The organism is Rhodobacter xanthinilyticus, from assembly GCF_001856665.1.
In the GTDB taxonomy this organism is placed as follows: Bacteria; Pseudomonadota; Alphaproteobacteria; order Rhodobacterales; family Rhodobacteraceae; genus Rhodobacter; species Rhodobacter xanthinilyticus.
In genome coordinates, this window is record NZ_CP017781.1 from 2,353,490 (window position 1) to 2,368,563 (window position 15,074).

Annotated in this window: 16 protein-coding genes; 2 read left to right on the forward strand and 14 right to left on the reverse strand. The window is 68.2% G+C overall.

Going from position 1 to position 15,074, the window contains the following annotated elements:
- Positions 1–43: 43 nt before the first annotated feature.
- Complete coding sequence (locus LPB142_RS11455) at positions 44–367, reverse strand: TraR/DksA family transcriptional regulator (RefSeq protein ID WP_071166451.1); 324 nt, start codon at positions 365–367, stop codon at positions 44–46.
- Between the two features lie 121 nt (positions 368–488).
- On the opposite strand from LPB142_RS11455, the gene LPB142_RS11460 reads away from it, so the two are divergent.
- Positions 489–914: a YeeE/YedE family protein gene (locus tag LPB142_RS11460; RefSeq protein WP_071166452.1), complete on the forward strand. Its 426-nt coding sequence runs from the start codon at positions 489–491 to the stop codon at positions 912–914.
- Complete coding sequence (locus LPB142_RS11465; protein ID WP_083392673.1) at positions 914–1,363, forward strand: DUF6691 family protein; 450 nt, start codon at positions 914–916, stop codon at positions 1,361–1,363. The genes LPB142_RS11460 and LPB142_RS11465 overlap by 1 nt, the downstream gene beginning before the upstream one ends.
- A 7-nt stretch (positions 1,364–1,370) precedes the next feature.
- On the opposite strand, the gene LPB142_RS11470 is transcribed toward LPB142_RS11465, so the two are convergent.
- The 13 genes from LPB142_RS11470 to LPB142_RS11530 form a co-directional block, all read right to left on the reverse strand.
- A complete protein-coding gene (locus LPB142_RS11470) occupies positions 1,371–2,528 on the reverse strand; it encodes a flagellar motor switch protein FliM (RefSeq protein WP_071166453.1) in 1,158 nt (385 codons plus the stop codon).
- A gap of 167 nt (positions 2,529–2,695) precedes the next feature.
- Positions 2,696–5,407: an ATP-binding protein gene (locus LPB142_RS11475; protein ID WP_071166454.1), complete on the reverse strand. Its 2,712-nt coding sequence runs from the start codon at positions 5,405–5,407 to the stop codon at positions 2,696–2,698.
- On the reverse strand, positions 5,397–5,696 hold the full coding sequence (locus tag LPB142_RS11480; RefSeq protein ID WP_071166455.1) for a hypothetical protein: 300 nt from the start codon (positions 5,694–5,696) through the stop codon (positions 5,397–5,399). The genes LPB142_RS11475 and LPB142_RS11480 overlap by 11 nt, the downstream gene beginning before the upstream one ends.
- Positions 5,696–6,082, reverse strand: coding sequence for a response regulator (locus LPB142_RS11485; protein WP_068765896.1), 387 nt, complete (start codon positions 6,080–6,082; stop codon positions 5,696–5,698). Before LPB142_RS11485 ends, LPB142_RS11480 begins: the two co-directional genes overlap by 1 nt.
- 66 nt (positions 6,083–6,148) lie before the next feature.
- Positions 6,149–7,474: a helix-turn-helix transcriptional regulator gene (locus LPB142_RS11490; RefSeq protein ID WP_068765895.1), complete on the reverse strand. Its 1,326-nt coding sequence runs from the start codon at positions 7,472–7,474 to the stop codon at positions 6,149–6,151.
- Positions 7,475–7,557: 83 nt separating this feature from the next.
- Positions 7,558–7,992, reverse strand: coding sequence for a hypothetical protein (locus LPB142_RS11495; RefSeq protein WP_071166456.1), 435 nt, complete (start codon positions 7,990–7,992; stop codon positions 7,558–7,560).
- 109 nt (positions 7,993–8,101) lie between these two features.
- Complete coding sequence (locus LPB142_RS11500) at positions 8,102–9,082, reverse strand: ABC transporter substrate-binding protein (RefSeq protein WP_071166457.1); 981 nt, start codon at positions 9,080–9,082, stop codon at positions 8,102–8,104.
- 50 nt (positions 9,083–9,132) lie between these two features.
- A complete protein-coding gene (locus tag LPB142_RS11505) occupies positions 9,133–9,978 on the reverse strand; it encodes an ABC transporter permease (RefSeq protein ID WP_068765892.1) in 846 nt (281 codons plus the stop codon).
- Positions 9,975–10,949: an ABC transporter permease gene (locus LPB142_RS11510; RefSeq protein WP_394328597.1), complete on the reverse strand. Its 975-nt coding sequence runs from the start codon at positions 10,947–10,949 to the stop codon at positions 9,975–9,977. The genes LPB142_RS11505 and LPB142_RS11510 overlap by 4 nt, the downstream gene beginning before the upstream one ends.
- Positions 10,843–11,364: a hypothetical protein gene (locus LPB142_RS11515; protein ID WP_068765890.1), complete on the reverse strand. Its 522-nt coding sequence runs from the start codon at positions 11,362–11,364 to the stop codon at positions 10,843–10,845. The genes LPB142_RS11510 and LPB142_RS11515 overlap by 107 nt, the downstream gene beginning before the upstream one ends.
- A complete protein-coding gene (locus LPB142_RS11520) occupies positions 11,354–12,139 on the reverse strand; it encodes an ABC transporter ATP-binding protein (protein WP_068765889.1) in 786 nt (261 codons plus the stop codon). Before LPB142_RS11520 ends, LPB142_RS11515 begins: the two co-directional genes overlap by 11 nt.
- Positions 12,140–12,208: 69 nt before the next feature.
- A complete protein-coding gene (hydA, locus tag LPB142_RS11525) occupies positions 12,209–13,663 on the reverse strand; it encodes a dihydropyrimidinase (protein ID WP_071166459.1) in 1,455 nt (484 codons plus the stop codon).
- Positions 13,664–13,738: 75 nt separating this feature from the next.
- Positions 13,739–14,989, reverse strand: a complete 1,251-nt coding sequence (locus LPB142_RS11530) for a Zn-dependent hydrolase (RefSeq protein ID WP_071166460.1) — start codon at positions 14,987–14,989, stop codon at positions 13,739–13,741.
- Positions 14,990–15,074: the final 85 nt, after the last annotated feature.

The window sequence follows — 15,074 nt, forward strand, 5'->3', positions numbered from 1 at the left end:
CGAGTTTACGGCCAAACCCCTGCAAAGCAATCGGAAATTAGCTTCAATGCCGCGCAGCGTGATGCCGGCAGAAGGGCGTCGCGGGCACCACATCGAGCCGCGCCTCGGAGATCTGCGCGCCGCAGACGACACAATAGCCATACTCGCCCGCCGCCATCCGCGCGAGCGCCGCGTCGATCATCCGGATCTCGTGGCGCGCGGTCGCGCCGAGATCCTCGAGCACCTCGTCGCCCTCCCGCTCGGTCGCGAGATCCTCCCAATCCTTGGGCTCCTCCACCTCGAGCTCCTCGCTCACCTGCTCGAGCCGCGCCACCAGTTGCGCGCGCCGCGCCTCAAGCTCCGCCTTGCGCATATCAAGCGTTTTCATGCTGTCCTCCTGTGCACAGATGCAGGATGCGCCTGCGCGCAAGAAGATACATTGACGCAGGTCAATCTTGCGCGCCCGGCCCCCGCCCGTTAAGCCCGGCGGCGCAACCCGGGGGGAAGAGATGCATCAGGACTGGATCTGGGGCCTTGTCGGCGGCGCGATGATCGGCGCGGCCGCGGCGCTCTATCTGCTCGTCAACGGCCGGGTTTTGGGCGCCAGCGGCATTCTCGGCGGGCTCGTCGACAATTCGGGGCGCAAGAGCCGCGCCGAGCGGATCGCCTTTCTCGCCGGCCTCGTCGCGGTGCCGCCGCTGCTCGTGCCGCTCTACCGCGTCGTCGATACCCATGCGAGCACCAATCCCGCGATCCTGATCGCGGCGGGGCTGCTCGTCGGGCTCGGCACGCGGCTCGCCAATGGCTGCACCTCGGGGCACGGGGTGTGCGGGATCTCGCGGTTTTCGCTGCGCGGCATCACGGCAACGGCGTTTTACCTGATCGGCGGCGGGCTCGCGCTCGTGGTCGCGCGGCATCTTCTGGGGTGGATCTGATGCGGTATCTGAGCGCTTTCGTGGCGGGGGGCCTGTTTGGCGCGGGGCTTCTGGTCGCGGGCATGGTCGATACCACCAGGGTGCAGGGTTGGCTCGATGTCTTCGGGCGCTGGGATCCGACGCTCGCCTTCGTGATGGCGGCGGCGGTGGGGGTGATGGTGCCGGTCTGGTGGCTCGCGGCGCGACGCGAGCGCTCCGCGCTCGGCCTGCCGATGCCGGGGGATTTCCCGAAACTGGTGGATCGCAACCTCGTGCTCGGCTCGCTCCTCTTCGGCGCGGGCTGGGGGCTCGCGGGGCTCTGCCCGGGCCCGGCGATGGGCGCGCTGAGCTTCGGCGGCTGGCCGGTTGCCCTCTTCGTGGCGGCGATGATCGCGGGGATGTGGCTCGCGGTGCCGGCGCGCGCGCTTCTCGCCCGGCTCGACGGGGCGCGCACCGAAAACGACGCCTGAGCCGCGCTCAAAGCCCCGACCCGATCTTGAGCGGCGGCAGATCGCCCGCGCCCTCGGCGCTGTCAAACCCGTCGAGCGCCATGCCCATCGGCATCGCCCCCTCGTCCGAGAGCCCGCCCAAGCCCCCCATATCCATCGCCGGGAACCCGCCCTCGGGCAGGTCATAGGCCACCGAATGCGGATCGCCCAACCCGCTCGGCACATGCGGCTCCGCCGCGAGCCCGGCGAAGGGACTCGTGCCCGCGCTGAACTCGCTCGGCGCGAGATGCGGGCGCGCAAGGCTCGGCGCCTCCATCTCGGCGCCCTCCTCCGCCTCATCGCTCAGCCGCACCGCGCGAAAGCCCTTGTGCTGGCCGAGCCGCGCGCGCGCCATCTTGCGCGCGCCCACCGCCTCGAGGCACAGCCGCTCGAGCGCATCCATCGAGATCGGGATCTCGGTGCCGACGCGAAACCCCATCACCGCCGAGAGCGGCACCGTGGCGCGGTGCAGAACCGCATCGAGCGTGACATGGGTGCCGAGCACCGTGCTCTCGAGCTTGCCCGCCCATTCCGCCTCGGCCTGCGCGCGCGCAAAGGCTTCATCCTGCGCGGCCTCGCTCGCGGGGCTCGCGCCCATGCCGGGGAAGCGGCGCAGCCGCTGGCCGCGGCCCTGCGCGGGCACCGCCCAGAGGAACTCGCCCTCCCGCTCCGCCCCCGCGCCGAGCCCGAGCGACACTTTCCAGACCCGATAGGGGATATCCTCGAGCAACAGCCCGAGCGGACGCGGATCATCGAGGAACGAGGCGTAGCGGAACCCGCCCGCCCAGGCGACCGCCTCCATCTCGATCAACGACTCCTCGATCGCGCCGAGCACACCGTCGATGAACTCCGCCACCATCGCCGCGTCGATCCGCGTCGGGCGGCGCGCGGGCGGCGTGCCCTTGCCAAGCCGCCCCATGGTCTGCACCTCGATCAGCGTCGCCAGCGTCACCGGCGGCAGCGCGACGAGCCCGAGCCCCTCGCCCGGCCCCTCGATCACCGCCAGAAGCGACAGATCCTCGAGCGCCTCGGGCAGATCCGCAAGGCTCATCCGGGTTTCGCGGCAGGATTTGATCTGCACCGGCAGCGACAGCTGCTCCTCGGCGACCTTCGCAAGCGCCTGGCTGACCGCCCGTTCAGGGGTCATGGGGGCGCTGTCCGGTGCGGGCCTGCCCGCCTCGGCTTTCTTGCGCAACGCCGTGTGAACCCGCTCCTGTGTCATCCGTCCCGTCCTGCCCATTGGGGGCACTTGAGACAGGAATCGCAGATCAAGGTTTACAAATCGTTTAGGCCTTCGAAGTTTCGGAAAGGAATTTACCCTGTGGCGCCCTCACCCGCCTCGCGCCGCAAGGGCAGGCTGACGCGGAAGGCCGCCCCCCCCTGGCCGGGCAGATAATCGATCGTGCCGCCCAGATTGGCCATGATCTCGCGGCAGATCGCGAGCCCGAGCCCCGCCCCGCCGGCGCGCGAGGTATCCGTCAGGCGGGCGAATTTCTCGAAGATAAGCGATTGGGATTGCTTGGGAATCCCCTTGCCGTTGTCGATGAAGTCGATCTGCACGCGGCCGCCCCGGCGCTTCACCTCGATGCGCAGCACCGGCCGCTCGGCGTCGCAATATTTGCGCGCGTTCGAGACGAGGTTGATGAACACCTGCACGAGCCGGTCGGTATCGGTGAAGACCGGCATATGCTCGGCGGGGAAATCGCGCTCGAGGCGGAAGGCGCGTTCGGGGCGGGTCGAGGAGGCCGCCTGCACCGCCCGCGAGATCAGGTCATGCAGGTTCGCCACCGAGACCGAGAGCTGCGCCTTGCGGTGTTCGAGCACGCTCAGATCGAGCAGATCGTCAAGCAGCCGGGTCAGCCGCCGCGCCTCCTCGAAGATGATCTCGGCATATTGGGCGCGCATCGGCTCGGGCAGGTCGGGCTCCATCAGGATCTCGGAAAACGCCCGGATCGAGGTCATCGGCGTGCGCAGCTCATGGCTGATCTGGCCGAGGAAGGCATCCTTTTGCACCGAGAGCGAGGTGAGCTTCTCATTGGCCTCGCGCAGCGCCCGCGCGGTGCGCTCGAGCTCGGCCGATTTCGCCTCGAGCGCGGCGGTATGTTCCTTGATCTCGGCGGTTTCGCCGGCAACCGCGATCAGATCCTGCACCGAGACCGAGGCGCCGCCGGTGAGCTGCGAGATCATCGCATGGGCGGTCGCGGCGCCGACGGAGCCGGCGAGCTGGCGCTCGAGGCGGGCGAGGAAATCAGGCGTCGGGTCGGGCAGGAAGCCGCCCTTGCCCTGCCCCGCGGCCTGCGCCTGAAAGAAGCGCTGCGCCTCCTCGGGGCCGAGGATCCGTTGCGCCATCGAGAGCAGATCCTCGGCCTCGGCCTGACCGCGCAGCCACGACCGCGCCCCCGCGGTCTGCTCGAAGACATTGACGAAGGCGACGCCTTGCAGCCGCTCCATCGGGCCGGGGAAGGAGGTCATCGAGAAGATGAGGAAGAAGAGCGTGTTGAAAAGGAGCGACCAGAAGAGCGCATGGAGCAGCGGGTCGAGCCCCGCGATGCCGAAAAGCGCCTGCGGGCGCAGCCAGCCAAGCCCGAAGGGCCCCGCCTGCATCACCGCCGTCGAGATCAGCCCGCCGCCGCCGAAGGAGGGCAGAAAGAGCGTATAGAGCCAGATCGCAAAGCCGGTGACGAGCCCCGCCGCCGCGCCGCGCCGGGTGGCGCCGCGCCAGAACATCCCCCCCAGAAGCGCCGGCAGCACCTGCGCCGCGCCGACGAAGGCAATCAGCCCGATCGCCGCGAGCGCCGTCGATCCGCCCGAGAGCCGGTAATAGCCATAGCCCATCGCCAGCACCGCCGCGATCGAGACGCGCCGCGAGAAGAGCACGAGGCCGCGGATATCGCCCGGCTCGCGCGCGCCCTGGCGGTTCAGCGCGAGCCAGAGCGGCGTGACGATATGGTTCGACACCATCGTCGCCAGCGCGATCGCGGCGACGATCACCATCGAGGTGGCCGAGGAAAACCCGCCGAGGAACGCCAGCAGCGCGAGCTTGCCCTGATCGAGCGCGAGCGGCAGGGTCAGCACGAAAAGGTCGGGGTTGGCGCCCGGCGGCAGGCGCTCGAGCCCGACCACCGCGATCGGCACGACAAACAGGCTCATCAGCAGCAGATAGGCCGGAAAGGCCCAGCTCGCGGTGGCGAGGTGGCGCTCATCGACATTTTCGACGACGAGCACCTGAAACATCCGCGGCAGCGTCAGCACCGCGGCGGCCGAGACGAAGATCAGCCCGGCAAAGCGGCCCGGTTTGAGATCCCATTCCGCGATCGGCGAGGCGTCGATGCGGGCGAGCACATCGGCGGGCCCGTCCGCCACCCCCCAGACCACGAAGGAGCCCACCGCGACGAGCGCGACGAGCTTCACCACCGCCTCGAGCGCGATCGCCATGACGACGCCGTGGTGGCGCTCATTGGCGTCGAGGTTGCGGGTGCCGAAGAGGATCGTGAAGAGCGCCAGCCCCGCCGCGATCCAGAGCGCGGTGGCGCTTTGATCGGGCAGGTTCCAGACCGCCGGGCCCCAGCCGACCGGCGCGGGCTCGGAGAAGACGCCGAAGGACAGCGTCACCGATTGCAATTGCAGCGCGATATAGGGCGTCGAGGAGGCCACCGACATCAAGGTGACGATGACGCCAAGCAGGTTCGATTTGCCATAGCGCGAGGAGATCAGGTCCGCGATCGAGGTGACGCGCTGCGCCCGGCCGATGCGCACGAGCTTGCGCAAGACCCACCACCAGCCGACGAAGACCAGCGTCGGGCCGAGGTAGATCGTCGCGAATTCGAGGCCGGAGCGCGCGGCGTAGCCCACCGCGCCGTAAAAGGTCCAGGCGGTGCAATAGATCGAGAGCGAGAGCGGGTAGACGATCGGGCGATGCAGGATCATCAGCCGGCCCTGACGCGCGCGCCGCTCGGCCACGAAGGCGACCGCGAACAGCACGATCACATAGATCAGGCTGACCGCCACCAGCACGTCAAAGGGCATCGCGGTCCTCCGGCTCGGGGGCGGCGGGCTCGGCGCGCTCGGCCTCGTCGAGCGCGGGGCCAAGCCCGCGGGCGAGCGCGAAAGCCGCCGCCGCGAGCCCCGCCCAGACGGTGAAGAGATAGACCGCCCCGCGCCCGGTATCGGGCCGGTCGCTCTCGGCCGGCGCCCAGATCCCGGGCAGGAGCAGCAACACCGTGCCCAGCACCGGCAGGAGCCGCACCGCATCCATCATCCGCCGCCGCCGATAGGCGCGGCGCGCCAGAAACACCGGCTGCCCCCGCTGCGGCATCAGGCGCTCCGCGCCTCGGCGCCCGCGCAAATCGCCTCGAGCGCCTCAAGCACCGCGGCATTGGCAAAGGGCTTGGCGAGAAACGCCGTCGCGCCCGCGGCGAGCGCGGCGTCGCGGTCGCGCCCCTGGCCACGCGCGCTGAGCATCAGCACCGGCACATCGCCGCCCGGCGCGCCGCGCAGCGCGCTCAGGATCTCGAGCCCCGAGCGGCCCGGCAACATCAGATCGAGAATGACCGCATCGGGCCGCTCGGCGCCGATCCGCGCCAGCGCCCGCGCGCCGTTTTCCTCCAGCGAGACCTGCCAGCCCGCGCGCGTCAGGATGAACCGGATCGCCTCGGCGATATGCGGCTCATCCTCGACCAGAAGCACATGTTTTGACGACATCGGCTTCCTCCTCTCCCCCGGCCCGACTATCGGCGCGCGCGGGGGCGCTGTCAAACGCGTTAGCGCTCAGCTTTCCGCAAGGATCGAGGGCTCGCGCCGCCCCGGGCAGGCCCCGCGCGGGCAGATCCGGCACGACGAACCCACCGCGCGCGCATCCCCCGGCGCCGCGCGCGGGCCGGGCAGGATCAGCATCATCGCCTCCATCAGCACCGGCCCGTCAAAGCCGCCGGGCTGGCGCGGCTCGCAAAAGGCGTAGGTCAGGAAGCGCTGCGGCAGGCGCCCGGCCATGTCGACCACCGCGCGGATCGGCTGCATCGGGCGGGTGAGCGCCTCGTAAAGCGGCCAGAGCGGGCAAGCCGCACCAAAGCGCGGCAGCGCAAAGCCCGGCGCGGGGCGGCGGAAGGTCAGCGTGCCCGAGCCGTCGCAGGCGACAAGCCCGGCCGCGGGCGCGCCCTCGATGCCCGCAGGCAGCGTCGCGAGGCGGCGGAAAACCGCGCCGAGCGGCGCGGCGAATTCCGCCGCGAGCCGGCCCGGATCGGCGCCATGACGGGCGAGCGCCGCGGCAAAGGGCGCGAGCGGCAGAAGCGCCGCATCGGCCGCCGCGCGCGCGATATGGGCGAGCGCGAGCTTGCGCGCCGCCCCCGAGGCGAGCTCCGCCACCCCCTCGATCAGCGTCTCGGCAGGCGGCGGATCGGGGCGCTCGAGCTCCTCGAGATGCCACCGGCGCCCGGTCAGCCAGGCCTCGACCTGCTCCTGCGGCGAGCTCAGCCCGGTCTCGGCCTCCTCGATCTCGTCGAGATAGCCGACCAGCGCCTCGGCGGTATCGGAAAGCCGCAGGCTCTCCTCCTGGATCGTGCGCAGAAACCGCGCGCGCCATTCGGGCTCGATATCCTCGGTCTCGACGAGAATCGCCGCCGTCGAGCGCAGGCTGGTCACCGCCGAGAGCACCTCATGGAGCGAGGCGAGCAGGAACGGGTCCTGCGCCATCCGCTCGGAATAGCTCTCGACGACCCGCTCGAGCGCGCCGACGCGCGCCTGACGGCCGGCAAGCACCCCCGCCCAGCCCGGGAAACGGCCGACGAATTCCTCGATCCGCTCGATCTCGGGCGGGCTTGCGCCGCGCGCGCCCCCCTCGATCTCGGCGCTGGCTGCGGCCTCGCGCAGCCCCTCGAAAAGCATCCCCTCCGCGCCCTCGGAGAGCGCCTCGGGCGCCACGCCGAGCGCGCCGGCGATCTGGATCATCAGCGCCTCGCCAACCCGGCGGCGGTTGTGCTCGATCAGGTTGAGATAGGCCGGCGAGATCCCCGAGAGGCGCGCCAGATCGGCCTGTTTCATCCGGATCGCGGTGCGCCGCTCGCGGATACGGGTGCCGGTCAGGGCGGATCTGGCCACGGGCGCCTCCCTCTGGGTTCGCCCCAGATTTACCCGCAACGCCCGAAATTTCCAACGGATTTACAAAGACCGCCGGGCCGGGCTCACTTCAGCGTCTGGAATTTCGCGCCATAGGTCTGCGCGCGCTTGGTGCAGGTGATCATCGCCTCCTCGAGCCATTCGCGCTCCCCCCCGAGGCTTACCTGCAAATCGCGGGCAATCCGCGCCTGGGCGGCGGCGATCGGCGGGCCCATGTCGCGGGTGTAACTTCGCAACCGCTTGATCCAGAAATCGGTGGTCTCCGAGACAAAGCCGCCGGTGGGCGAGCCGCCGGGCACGACCTGTTGCGCGACGCCGAGGCAATAGCCCGCCTCGATCTCGCGCGTGGGGGAGCCGAAGAGAAACCCCGAGGGCGCGGCGAACTGGCTCTTCCAGACGAACCAGAAGGCCCCCGCGATCCCCACACAAAGCGCGAACCCGCCGAGCCAGATCACCCAGCCCGAAAGCCGATCCTCACTATACTGGCCGGTTTCCTGCATCTTGCGCCTCCATCACGCGCAATCAGCACACCACAGCGAGGTTAACAAAGCCCTTACCAAAACGGGGCGCAGCCGGCAGCCGCGCCCCGCAATCGCGAAAATTGCGCGCTTATTTCAGCGCTTCATCCGTGATTTCAAGCGTATAGGCCCCTTCCGGCGCCTTCGAGATCACCGGGTCCGAGCCGCCGCCGAGCAGGATCTTCACGGTGCGCTCATAATCGGCCGGATCGAGCGCGCCCTGCGAGCCCGCGGTGAGCTTGGCGATCTCGCCCATCATGCGCTTCTGGTGGGTCTCGGTCTGCGCGCCCGATTCGTCGTTCTCGAGCACGATGCCGGCCGCCTCATCGGGGTTCGCCTCGGCATATTTCCAGCCCTTCATCGAGGCGCGCACGAATTTGACCATCTTCGCCTTGAAGGCCGGATCGGCGAGCTTGTCGCCCATCACATAAAGCCCGTCCTCGAGCGTGGCCACGCCCTCATCCTCATATTTGAAGGTGACGAGATCCTCGGGCGCGAGGCCCGCATCGATCACCTGCCAATATTCGTTATAGGTCATGGTCGAGATGCAGGCGGCCTGTTTTTGCAGGAGCGGATCGACGTTGAAGCCCTGTTTGAGCACGGTCACACCGCCCTCCGAGCCATCCGTCGGGATCCCGAGCGTCGCCATCCAGCTCAGGAACGGATATTCATTGCCGCCAAACCACACGCCGAGCGTCTTGCCCTTGAAATCCTCCGGGCCCTTGATGCCGGTTTCCTTCAGACAGGTCAGCATCATCCCCGAGCTCTTGAAGGGCTGGGCGATATTGACCAGATCGAGCCCCTTCTCGCGCGCCGCGAGCGCCGAGGGCATCCAGTCGACGGTGACATCGGCGCCGCCGCCGGCCATCACCTGCGTGGGCGAGATATCCGGGCCGCCCGGCATGATCGTCACCTCGAGGCCCTCTTCGTCGTAAAACCCCTTCTCCTGAGCCACATAATAGCCCGCGAACTGGGCCTGGGTGACCCATTTGAGCTGGAGCTTGACCTCCTCGGCGCTCGCCGAACCCGCCGTCAGCGCCGCCAGCGCCGCCCCGATCAGAAACTTCTTCATGCACTTCTCCAGTGTTGATCCCGGCTTTGTGCCGGTGTTTGAAACTCAGATCATCGCGCCCGTTGCGACGGGTGCCAGAAGGTGACGAGCCTTTCGAGCAGGGCCATCGCCCCGAAGAACCCCGAGCCCGCGAGCGCCGCCACCGCAATCTCCGACCAGACGAGCGGCATATCAAGCTGCCCGACGGCGGTCGAAATCCGAAAGCCCATGCCGCGCGTCGGGCTGCCGAAAAATTCGGCAACGATCGCCCCGATCAGCGCGAGCGTGGTGGCGATCTTCAAGCCGTTGAAGAGAAACGGCATCGCCGCCGGCAGGCGCAGCTTGAACAGCGTGTCGCGGTAGCTGGCCGAATAGGTCTTCATCAGGTCGCGCTGCAAATGATCGGTGGCTTTCAGCCCCGCGACCATGTTCACCAGCACCGGGAAGAACACCATCAAGACCACCACCGCCGCCTTCGACTGCCAATCGAAACCGAACCACATCACCAGAATCGGCGCGATGCCGACGATCGGCAGGGCGGCGACGAAATTGCCCACCGGCATCAGGCCGCGCTGCAGGAATGGCGAGCGGTCGATCACGATCGCGGTCACGATCGCCGCGCCGCAACCGAGGAGATAGCCCGCAAGCGCGCCCTTCAGGATCGTCTGGGCGAAATCGCCCCACAGGAGCGCCGTGCTTTGCGCAAAGCGCGCGACGATGGCCGAGGGCGCGGGCAGGATCACCGGGCTGATCGCAAAGCCCGCGACCACCCCCTCCCACAGGACGAGCAGCGTCACCCCGAAGAGCGCCGGCACGAAGAGCTGCGCCCAGCGCCTGTGCGAGAACCGCGCCGCGAGCCAGCTGTTGAAAAGGCTCGCACCGAGCCAGAACGCGAGGGCAAACATCAGGAGTTTCATGCCGCCATCCCCATCTTGCGCAGGACCACCCGCTCGATCGCGCCGACCGCGACCACGAGCCCCGCCGCGAGCGTGGCGGCGGCGAAAAGCGCGGCCCAGATCTGGATCGTCTGGCCGTAATAGCTCCCCGAAAGGAGCCGCGCGCCGAGGCCCTGGGTCGCGCCCGCAGGCAGCTCGGCCACGATCGTGCCGACCAGCGCCGCCGCGATGCCGACCTTCAGCGAGGCGAAGAGATAGGGCATCGAAGAGGGCAGGCGCAGCTTCCAGAAAGTCTCGGCCCGGTTGGCGTTATAGGTGCGCATCAGGTCGAGCTGCATCGCATCGGGGGCGCGCAGGCCCTTCACCATGCCGACGAGCACCGGGAAGAAGCTGAGGTAAGCCGCGATGATCGCCTTCGGAAGCAGCCCCTTGATGCCGAGCGAGGCCAGCACCACGATCACCATCGGCGCAATCGCAAGGATCGGGATCGTCTGGCTCGCGATCGCCCAGGGCATCACCGACATGTCCATCGCGCGCGAATGCACGATGCCGATGGCGAGCAGGAGCCCCGCCGCCGCGCCGAGCGCAAAGCCCGCCAGCGTCGCCGACAGCGTCACCCAGCCGTGGAAGACGAGGCTGCGCTTCGAGGTGATCTTCTGCCCCGCGACGCCCTGCCAAAGCCCCTTGGCCACCTGATGCGGCGCCGGCAGCACCGGGCGCTCCTGCGCCATGGTCTCGCGCAGAAGCTGGCTCGTGCTGACCTCGGCGCCCGCGCGCGCGGCCTGATCATAGACCCATTTCGCGTTCATCTTCACCGCCGCGCCATACCAGATCACCAGGATCGCGGCGACAACGGTCAGGATCGGTCCCAGATTTCGCATCCCCTTACCTCCCGAGCCGATAGGTCGGCGCAAGCTCTCGGCCGCGGCCCGTCGCGCGGTCCCGGACCGTGGCCACAACCGCCGCCGTGCCGAGAGGATCCTCGGCGTCATTGACGAAAACAAACGTGAAATCAATCGGCTGGAAATCCGCCGCGCCATCGGCCAGGCGGCCGTGGTAGCAGGGCACCGCCGCGCCCTGATAGGCGGAGGCGGTGCCCTCCGCATCGTAAAAGCGCGCCGCACAGGTCAGATCGAGCGCGCGATCCGCCGCGCCCTCGGCGGCACGGAACTCGAGCGCGAGATGCAGCTTCTCGCCCGGGCGCGCGGTCTGGGCCAGCCCGCCCTGAGCATCAAGGAGGCGCGCGCGCACCGACATGTCAGCACCGAGCTTCAGCCAGACCTCGGGCTGCGGCGGCGTGGCGCCAAGGCCATAGGCCTGCTCGAGGGTCTCCGCCCCGGCCGGCGCCCCCAGGATGAGCACGCCCAGAAGCGGGAGCGCGGCCCGTGCGGCGCCCTTACGCATCATAGGCATGCCCCGCCCGCAGCCCCTCGCGCACCCGATGCGCGATCTCGAGAAACTCCGGCGTGTCGCGGATCTCGAGCGGGCGCGCGCCGCGCGGCAACGGGCTTTCGATGACATCGGTGATCCGCCCGGGGCGCGGGCTCATCACGACGATCTTGGTCGAGAGATAGACCGCCTCGGGGATCGAATGGGTGACGAAGCCGATCGTCTTGCCGGTCGCCGACCAGAGCTTGAGGAGCTCCTCGTTGAGCTTGTCGCGCACGATCTCGTCGAGCGCCCCGAAGGGCTCGTCCATGAGCAGGATATCGGCGTCGAAGGCGAGCGCCCGCGCGATCGAGGCGCGCTGCTGCATCCCCCCCGAAAGCTGCCAGGGATATTTCTTGCCAAAGCCCTCGAGGTCGACCAGCGAGAGCACTTTTGCAACACGCTCCTCCTGTTCGGCCTTGGTAAAGCCCATGATTTCGAGCGGAAGTTTCACATTTCCCGCAATCGTGCGCCAGGGGTAGAGGCCGGCCGCCTGGAACACATAGCCATAGCTGCGCGCCTTGCGCGCGGCTTCGGCGCTCATCGAATTGACCTTGAGATCACCCCCCGTCGGCGTCTCGAGCGCCGCGATACAGCGCAGAAACGTCGTCTTGCCACAGCCCGAGGGCCCGATGAACGAGACGAAATCGCCCCGCTCCACCGTCAGGTTGACATCCTTGAGCGCGTGAACCGGCCCGTCACGGGTCTCGAAAATCAGGTTCACGTCTTTGGCTTCGATCACGGGCGCGCGCATATTTTCTTTCTTGTCAGTTGGTTGCAGGCCAAAGTTAAGGTGCGGCGAGCGGCTCGCCGCACGCCCGGCTCAGACCCCGGTCACCGGGATCCCCGCCCGCGCCACCGGCCGCGGCGCGGTCAGCTCTTTCCACGTCGAGAGCGCACGGCCCACCGGCGTGCCCGGCGCGCGCGCGACAAATTCGCCATGCCCCTCCGGCCCGGTGATCGCGCCTTCGGAGAAGACCACCTCGCCCCGCGAGAGCGTGTAGCGCGGCAGCCCCGTCACCTCTTTACCCTCGAAGACGTTGTAATCAATCGAAGATTGTTGCGACGCGGCGGAAATCACCTTGCGCGCCTTCGGATCCCAGACGATCAGATCGGCATCCGCCCCCACCAGAACCGCCCCCTTCTTGGGATACATGTTCATGATCTTCGCGATATTGGTCGAGGTCACCGCGACAAATTCGTTCATCGTGATCCGCCCGGTGTTGACGCCCGCGCTCCAGAGCATCGGCAGCCGGTCCTCGAGCCCGCCGGTGCCGTTCGGGATCTTGGTGAAATCGCCCAGCCCGAAGCGCTTCTGATCGGTGGTGAAGGCGCAATGGTCGGTCGCCACACAGCTCAGACTGCCCGACGAGAGCCCCGCCCAGAGGCTGTCCTGATGCATCTTGTTGCGAAACGGCGGGCTCATCACGCGCCGCGCCGCATGGTCCCAATCGGCGTTGAAATATTCGCTCTCATCGAGCGTCAGATGCTGGATCAGCGGCTCGCCATAGACCCGCTTGCCCTGCATCCGCGCCCGCCGGATCGCCTCATGCGCCTCCTCGCAGGAGGTATGCACGACATAGAGCGGCACCCCCGCCATATCGGCGATCATGATCGCGCGGTTGGTGGCCTCGCCCTCGACCTGGCTCGGGCGCGAATAGGCATGCGCCTCGGGGCCGGTATTGCCCTCCGCCAGGAGCTTGGCCGACATTTCCGCCACGATATCGCCGTTCTCGGCATGCACCATCGGGATCGCGCCGAGCTCCGCACAGCGCTTGAACGAGGCGAACATCTCGTCGTCGTTCACCATCAGCGCGCCCTTGTAGGCCATGAAATGCTTGAACGAATTGATCCCGCGCTCGGTGACGAGCTTCATCTCGCCAAACACCTGCTCGCCCCACCAGGTCACCGCCATGTGAAACGAATAATCGCAATGCGCCCGCCCGGCCTTGTTGTCCCACATCTTGAGCGCATCCATCAGCCCCTGCCCCGGGCTCGGCAGCGCGAAATCGATCACCATCGTCGTGCCGCCCGCCAAAGCCGCGCGCGTGCCGCTCTCGAAATCATCGGCCGAATAGGTGCCCATGAACGGCATCTCGAGATGGGTATGCGGGTCGATGCCGCCGGGCATCACATAACACCCCGTCGCGTCAATCACCCGATCGCCCTTCAGATCGGGCCCGATCGCGATGATCTGCCCCCCCTCGATCAGCACATCCGCCTTGTAGGTCAGATCCGCCGTCACGATCGTCCCGTTCTTGATGACCTTGCTCGCCATTTTGAAATCTCCTCAGGCTTTCATCTTGCCCAAAATATCCCGGGGGTCCGGGGGCGGCGCCCCCGGCCGCTTGCCTCAGCGCACAACCTCTGCCGTCTCGAGCACCGCATGGAGCAGCACATCCGCCCCCGCCGCCGCCCATTCGGGCGAAATCTCCTCGGCCTCGTTATGCGACAGCCCCCCCACACAGGGGCACATGATCATCGTCGTCGGCGCCACTTTCGCCGCCCAGCACGCATCATGCCCCGCGCCCGAGATGATATCCATATGGCTCAGCCCGAGCTTCTCGGCCGCGCCGCGCACCCGCGCGACGAGCTCGGGCGCGAAGGTCACCGGGTCGAAATGCCCGACCCGCTCGACCGAACACCCCACCCCGAGCTCCTCACAGATCGCCGCCGCCCGCGCCTCGACCGCATCGCGCATCCCGTCGAGCTTGGCCTGATCGGGCGAGCGGATATCGACGGTGAACACCACCTTGCCCGGCAGCACGTTGCGCGAATTGGGGGTGAATTTCACCTGCCCCACGCCGCCCACCGCGCCCGGCTGCGCCGCCATCGCGACCTCCTGCACCATCTCGAAGATCCGCGCCATCGCCAGACCCGCATTGACCCGCATCGCCATCGGCGTCGAGCCGGTATGGGCCTCCTTGCCGGTCAGCGTGAATTCGAGCCACCACAGCCCCTGACAATGGGTCACCACCCCGATCGTCTTCTCCTCGGCCTCGAGGATCGGCCCCTGCTCGATGTGATATTCGAAATAGGCGTGCATCTTGCGCGCGCCGACCTCCTCGGGGCCCTTCCAGCCGATCCGCTCGAGCTCGGCGCCATAGCTCAGCCCCTCGAGATCCTGCCGCGCATAGGCGTAATCGAGGTCGATCTCGCCCGCGAACACCCCCGAGGCGAGCATCGCCGGCGCAAACCGCGCGCCCTCCTCATTGGCCCAGTTGGTCAGCACGATCGGATGGCGGGTCTTGATGCCCAGATCGTTCATCGTGCGGATCGCCTCGAGCCCGCCGAGCACCCCCAGCACGCCGTCATATTTGCCGCCCGTCGGCTGGGTGTCGAGGTGGCTGCCGATATAGACCGGCAGCGCGTCGGGATCCTCGCCCGCACGGGTGGCGAACATCGTGCCCATCTTGTCGACGCCCATCACCATCCCCGCCGCCTCGCACCAGCTCTGAAAGAGCGCGCGCCCCGCGGCATCCTCGTCGGTCAGCGTCTGGCGGTTGTTGCCCCCCGCGACGCCCGGGCCGATCTTGGCCATCTCCATCAGGCTGTCCCACAGGCGTGCGGAATTGATACGGAGGTTTTCTCCGGGTGCGGACATCGGCTTATCTCCCTGTCGGCTGCGGGGCGCTTGCGGCCCTCTTGCGACGAATCTTGTTCTGACCGTATGGTCAGGTTCAGGGCAC

Coding starts and splice junctions, on each gene's coding strand:
- LPB142_RS11505 (WP_068765892.1), bottom strand. CDS start 9,978: ATGAAACTCCTGATGTTTGCCCTCGCGTTCTGGCTCGGTGCGAGCCTT.
- LPB142_RS11495 (WP_071166456.1), bottom strand. CDS start 7,992: ATGCAGGAAACCGGCCAGTATAGTGAGGATCGGCTTTCGGGCTGGGTG.
- LPB142_RS11520 (WP_068765889.1), bottom strand. CDS start 12,139: ATGCGCGCGCCCGTGATCGAAGCCAAAGACGTGAACCTGATTTTCGAG.
- LPB142_RS11460 (WP_071166452.1), top strand. CDS start 489: ATGCATCAGGACTGGATCTGGGGCCTTGTCGGCGGCGCGATGATCGGC.
- hydA (WP_071166459.1), bottom strand. CDS start 13,663: ATGGCGAGCAAGGTCATCAAGAACGGGACGATCGTGACGGCGGATCTG.
- LPB142_RS11485 (WP_068765896.1), bottom strand. CDS start 6,082: ATGTCGTCAAAACATGTGCTTCTGGTCGAGGATGAGCCGCATATCGCC.
- LPB142_RS11455 (WP_071166451.1), bottom strand. CDS start 367: ATGAAAACGCTTGATATGCGCAAGGCGGAGCTTGAGGCGCGGCGCGCG.
- LPB142_RS11510 (WP_394328597.1), bottom strand. CDS start 10,949: ATGACGCCGAGGATCCTCTCGGCACGGCGGCGGTTGTGGCCACGGTCC.
- LPB142_RS11465 (WP_083392673.1), top strand. CDS start 914: ATGCGGTATCTGAGCGCTTTCGTGGCGGGGGGCCTGTTTGGCGCGGGG.
- LPB142_RS11500 (WP_071166457.1), bottom strand. CDS start 9,082: ATGAAGAAGTTTCTGATCGGGGCGGCGCTGGCGGCGCTGACGGCGGGT.
- LPB142_RS11470 (WP_071166453.1), bottom strand. CDS start 2,528: ATGACCCCTGAACGGGCGGTCAGCCAGGCGCTTGCGAAGGTCGCCGAG.
- LPB142_RS11480 (WP_071166455.1), bottom strand. CDS start 5,696: ATGCCGCAGCGGGGGCAGCCGGTGTTTCTGGCGCGCCGCGCCTATCGG.
- LPB142_RS11530 (WP_071166460.1), bottom strand. CDS start 14,989: ATGTCCGCACCCGGAGAAAACCTCCGTATCAATTCCGCACGCCTGTGG.
- LPB142_RS11515 (WP_068765890.1), bottom strand. CDS start 11,364: ATGATGCGTAAGGGCGCCGCACGGGCCGCGCTCCCGCTTCTGGGCGTG.
- LPB142_RS11475 (WP_071166454.1), bottom strand. CDS start 5,407: ATGCCCTTTGACGTGCTGGTGGCGGTCAGCCTGATCTATGTGATCGTG.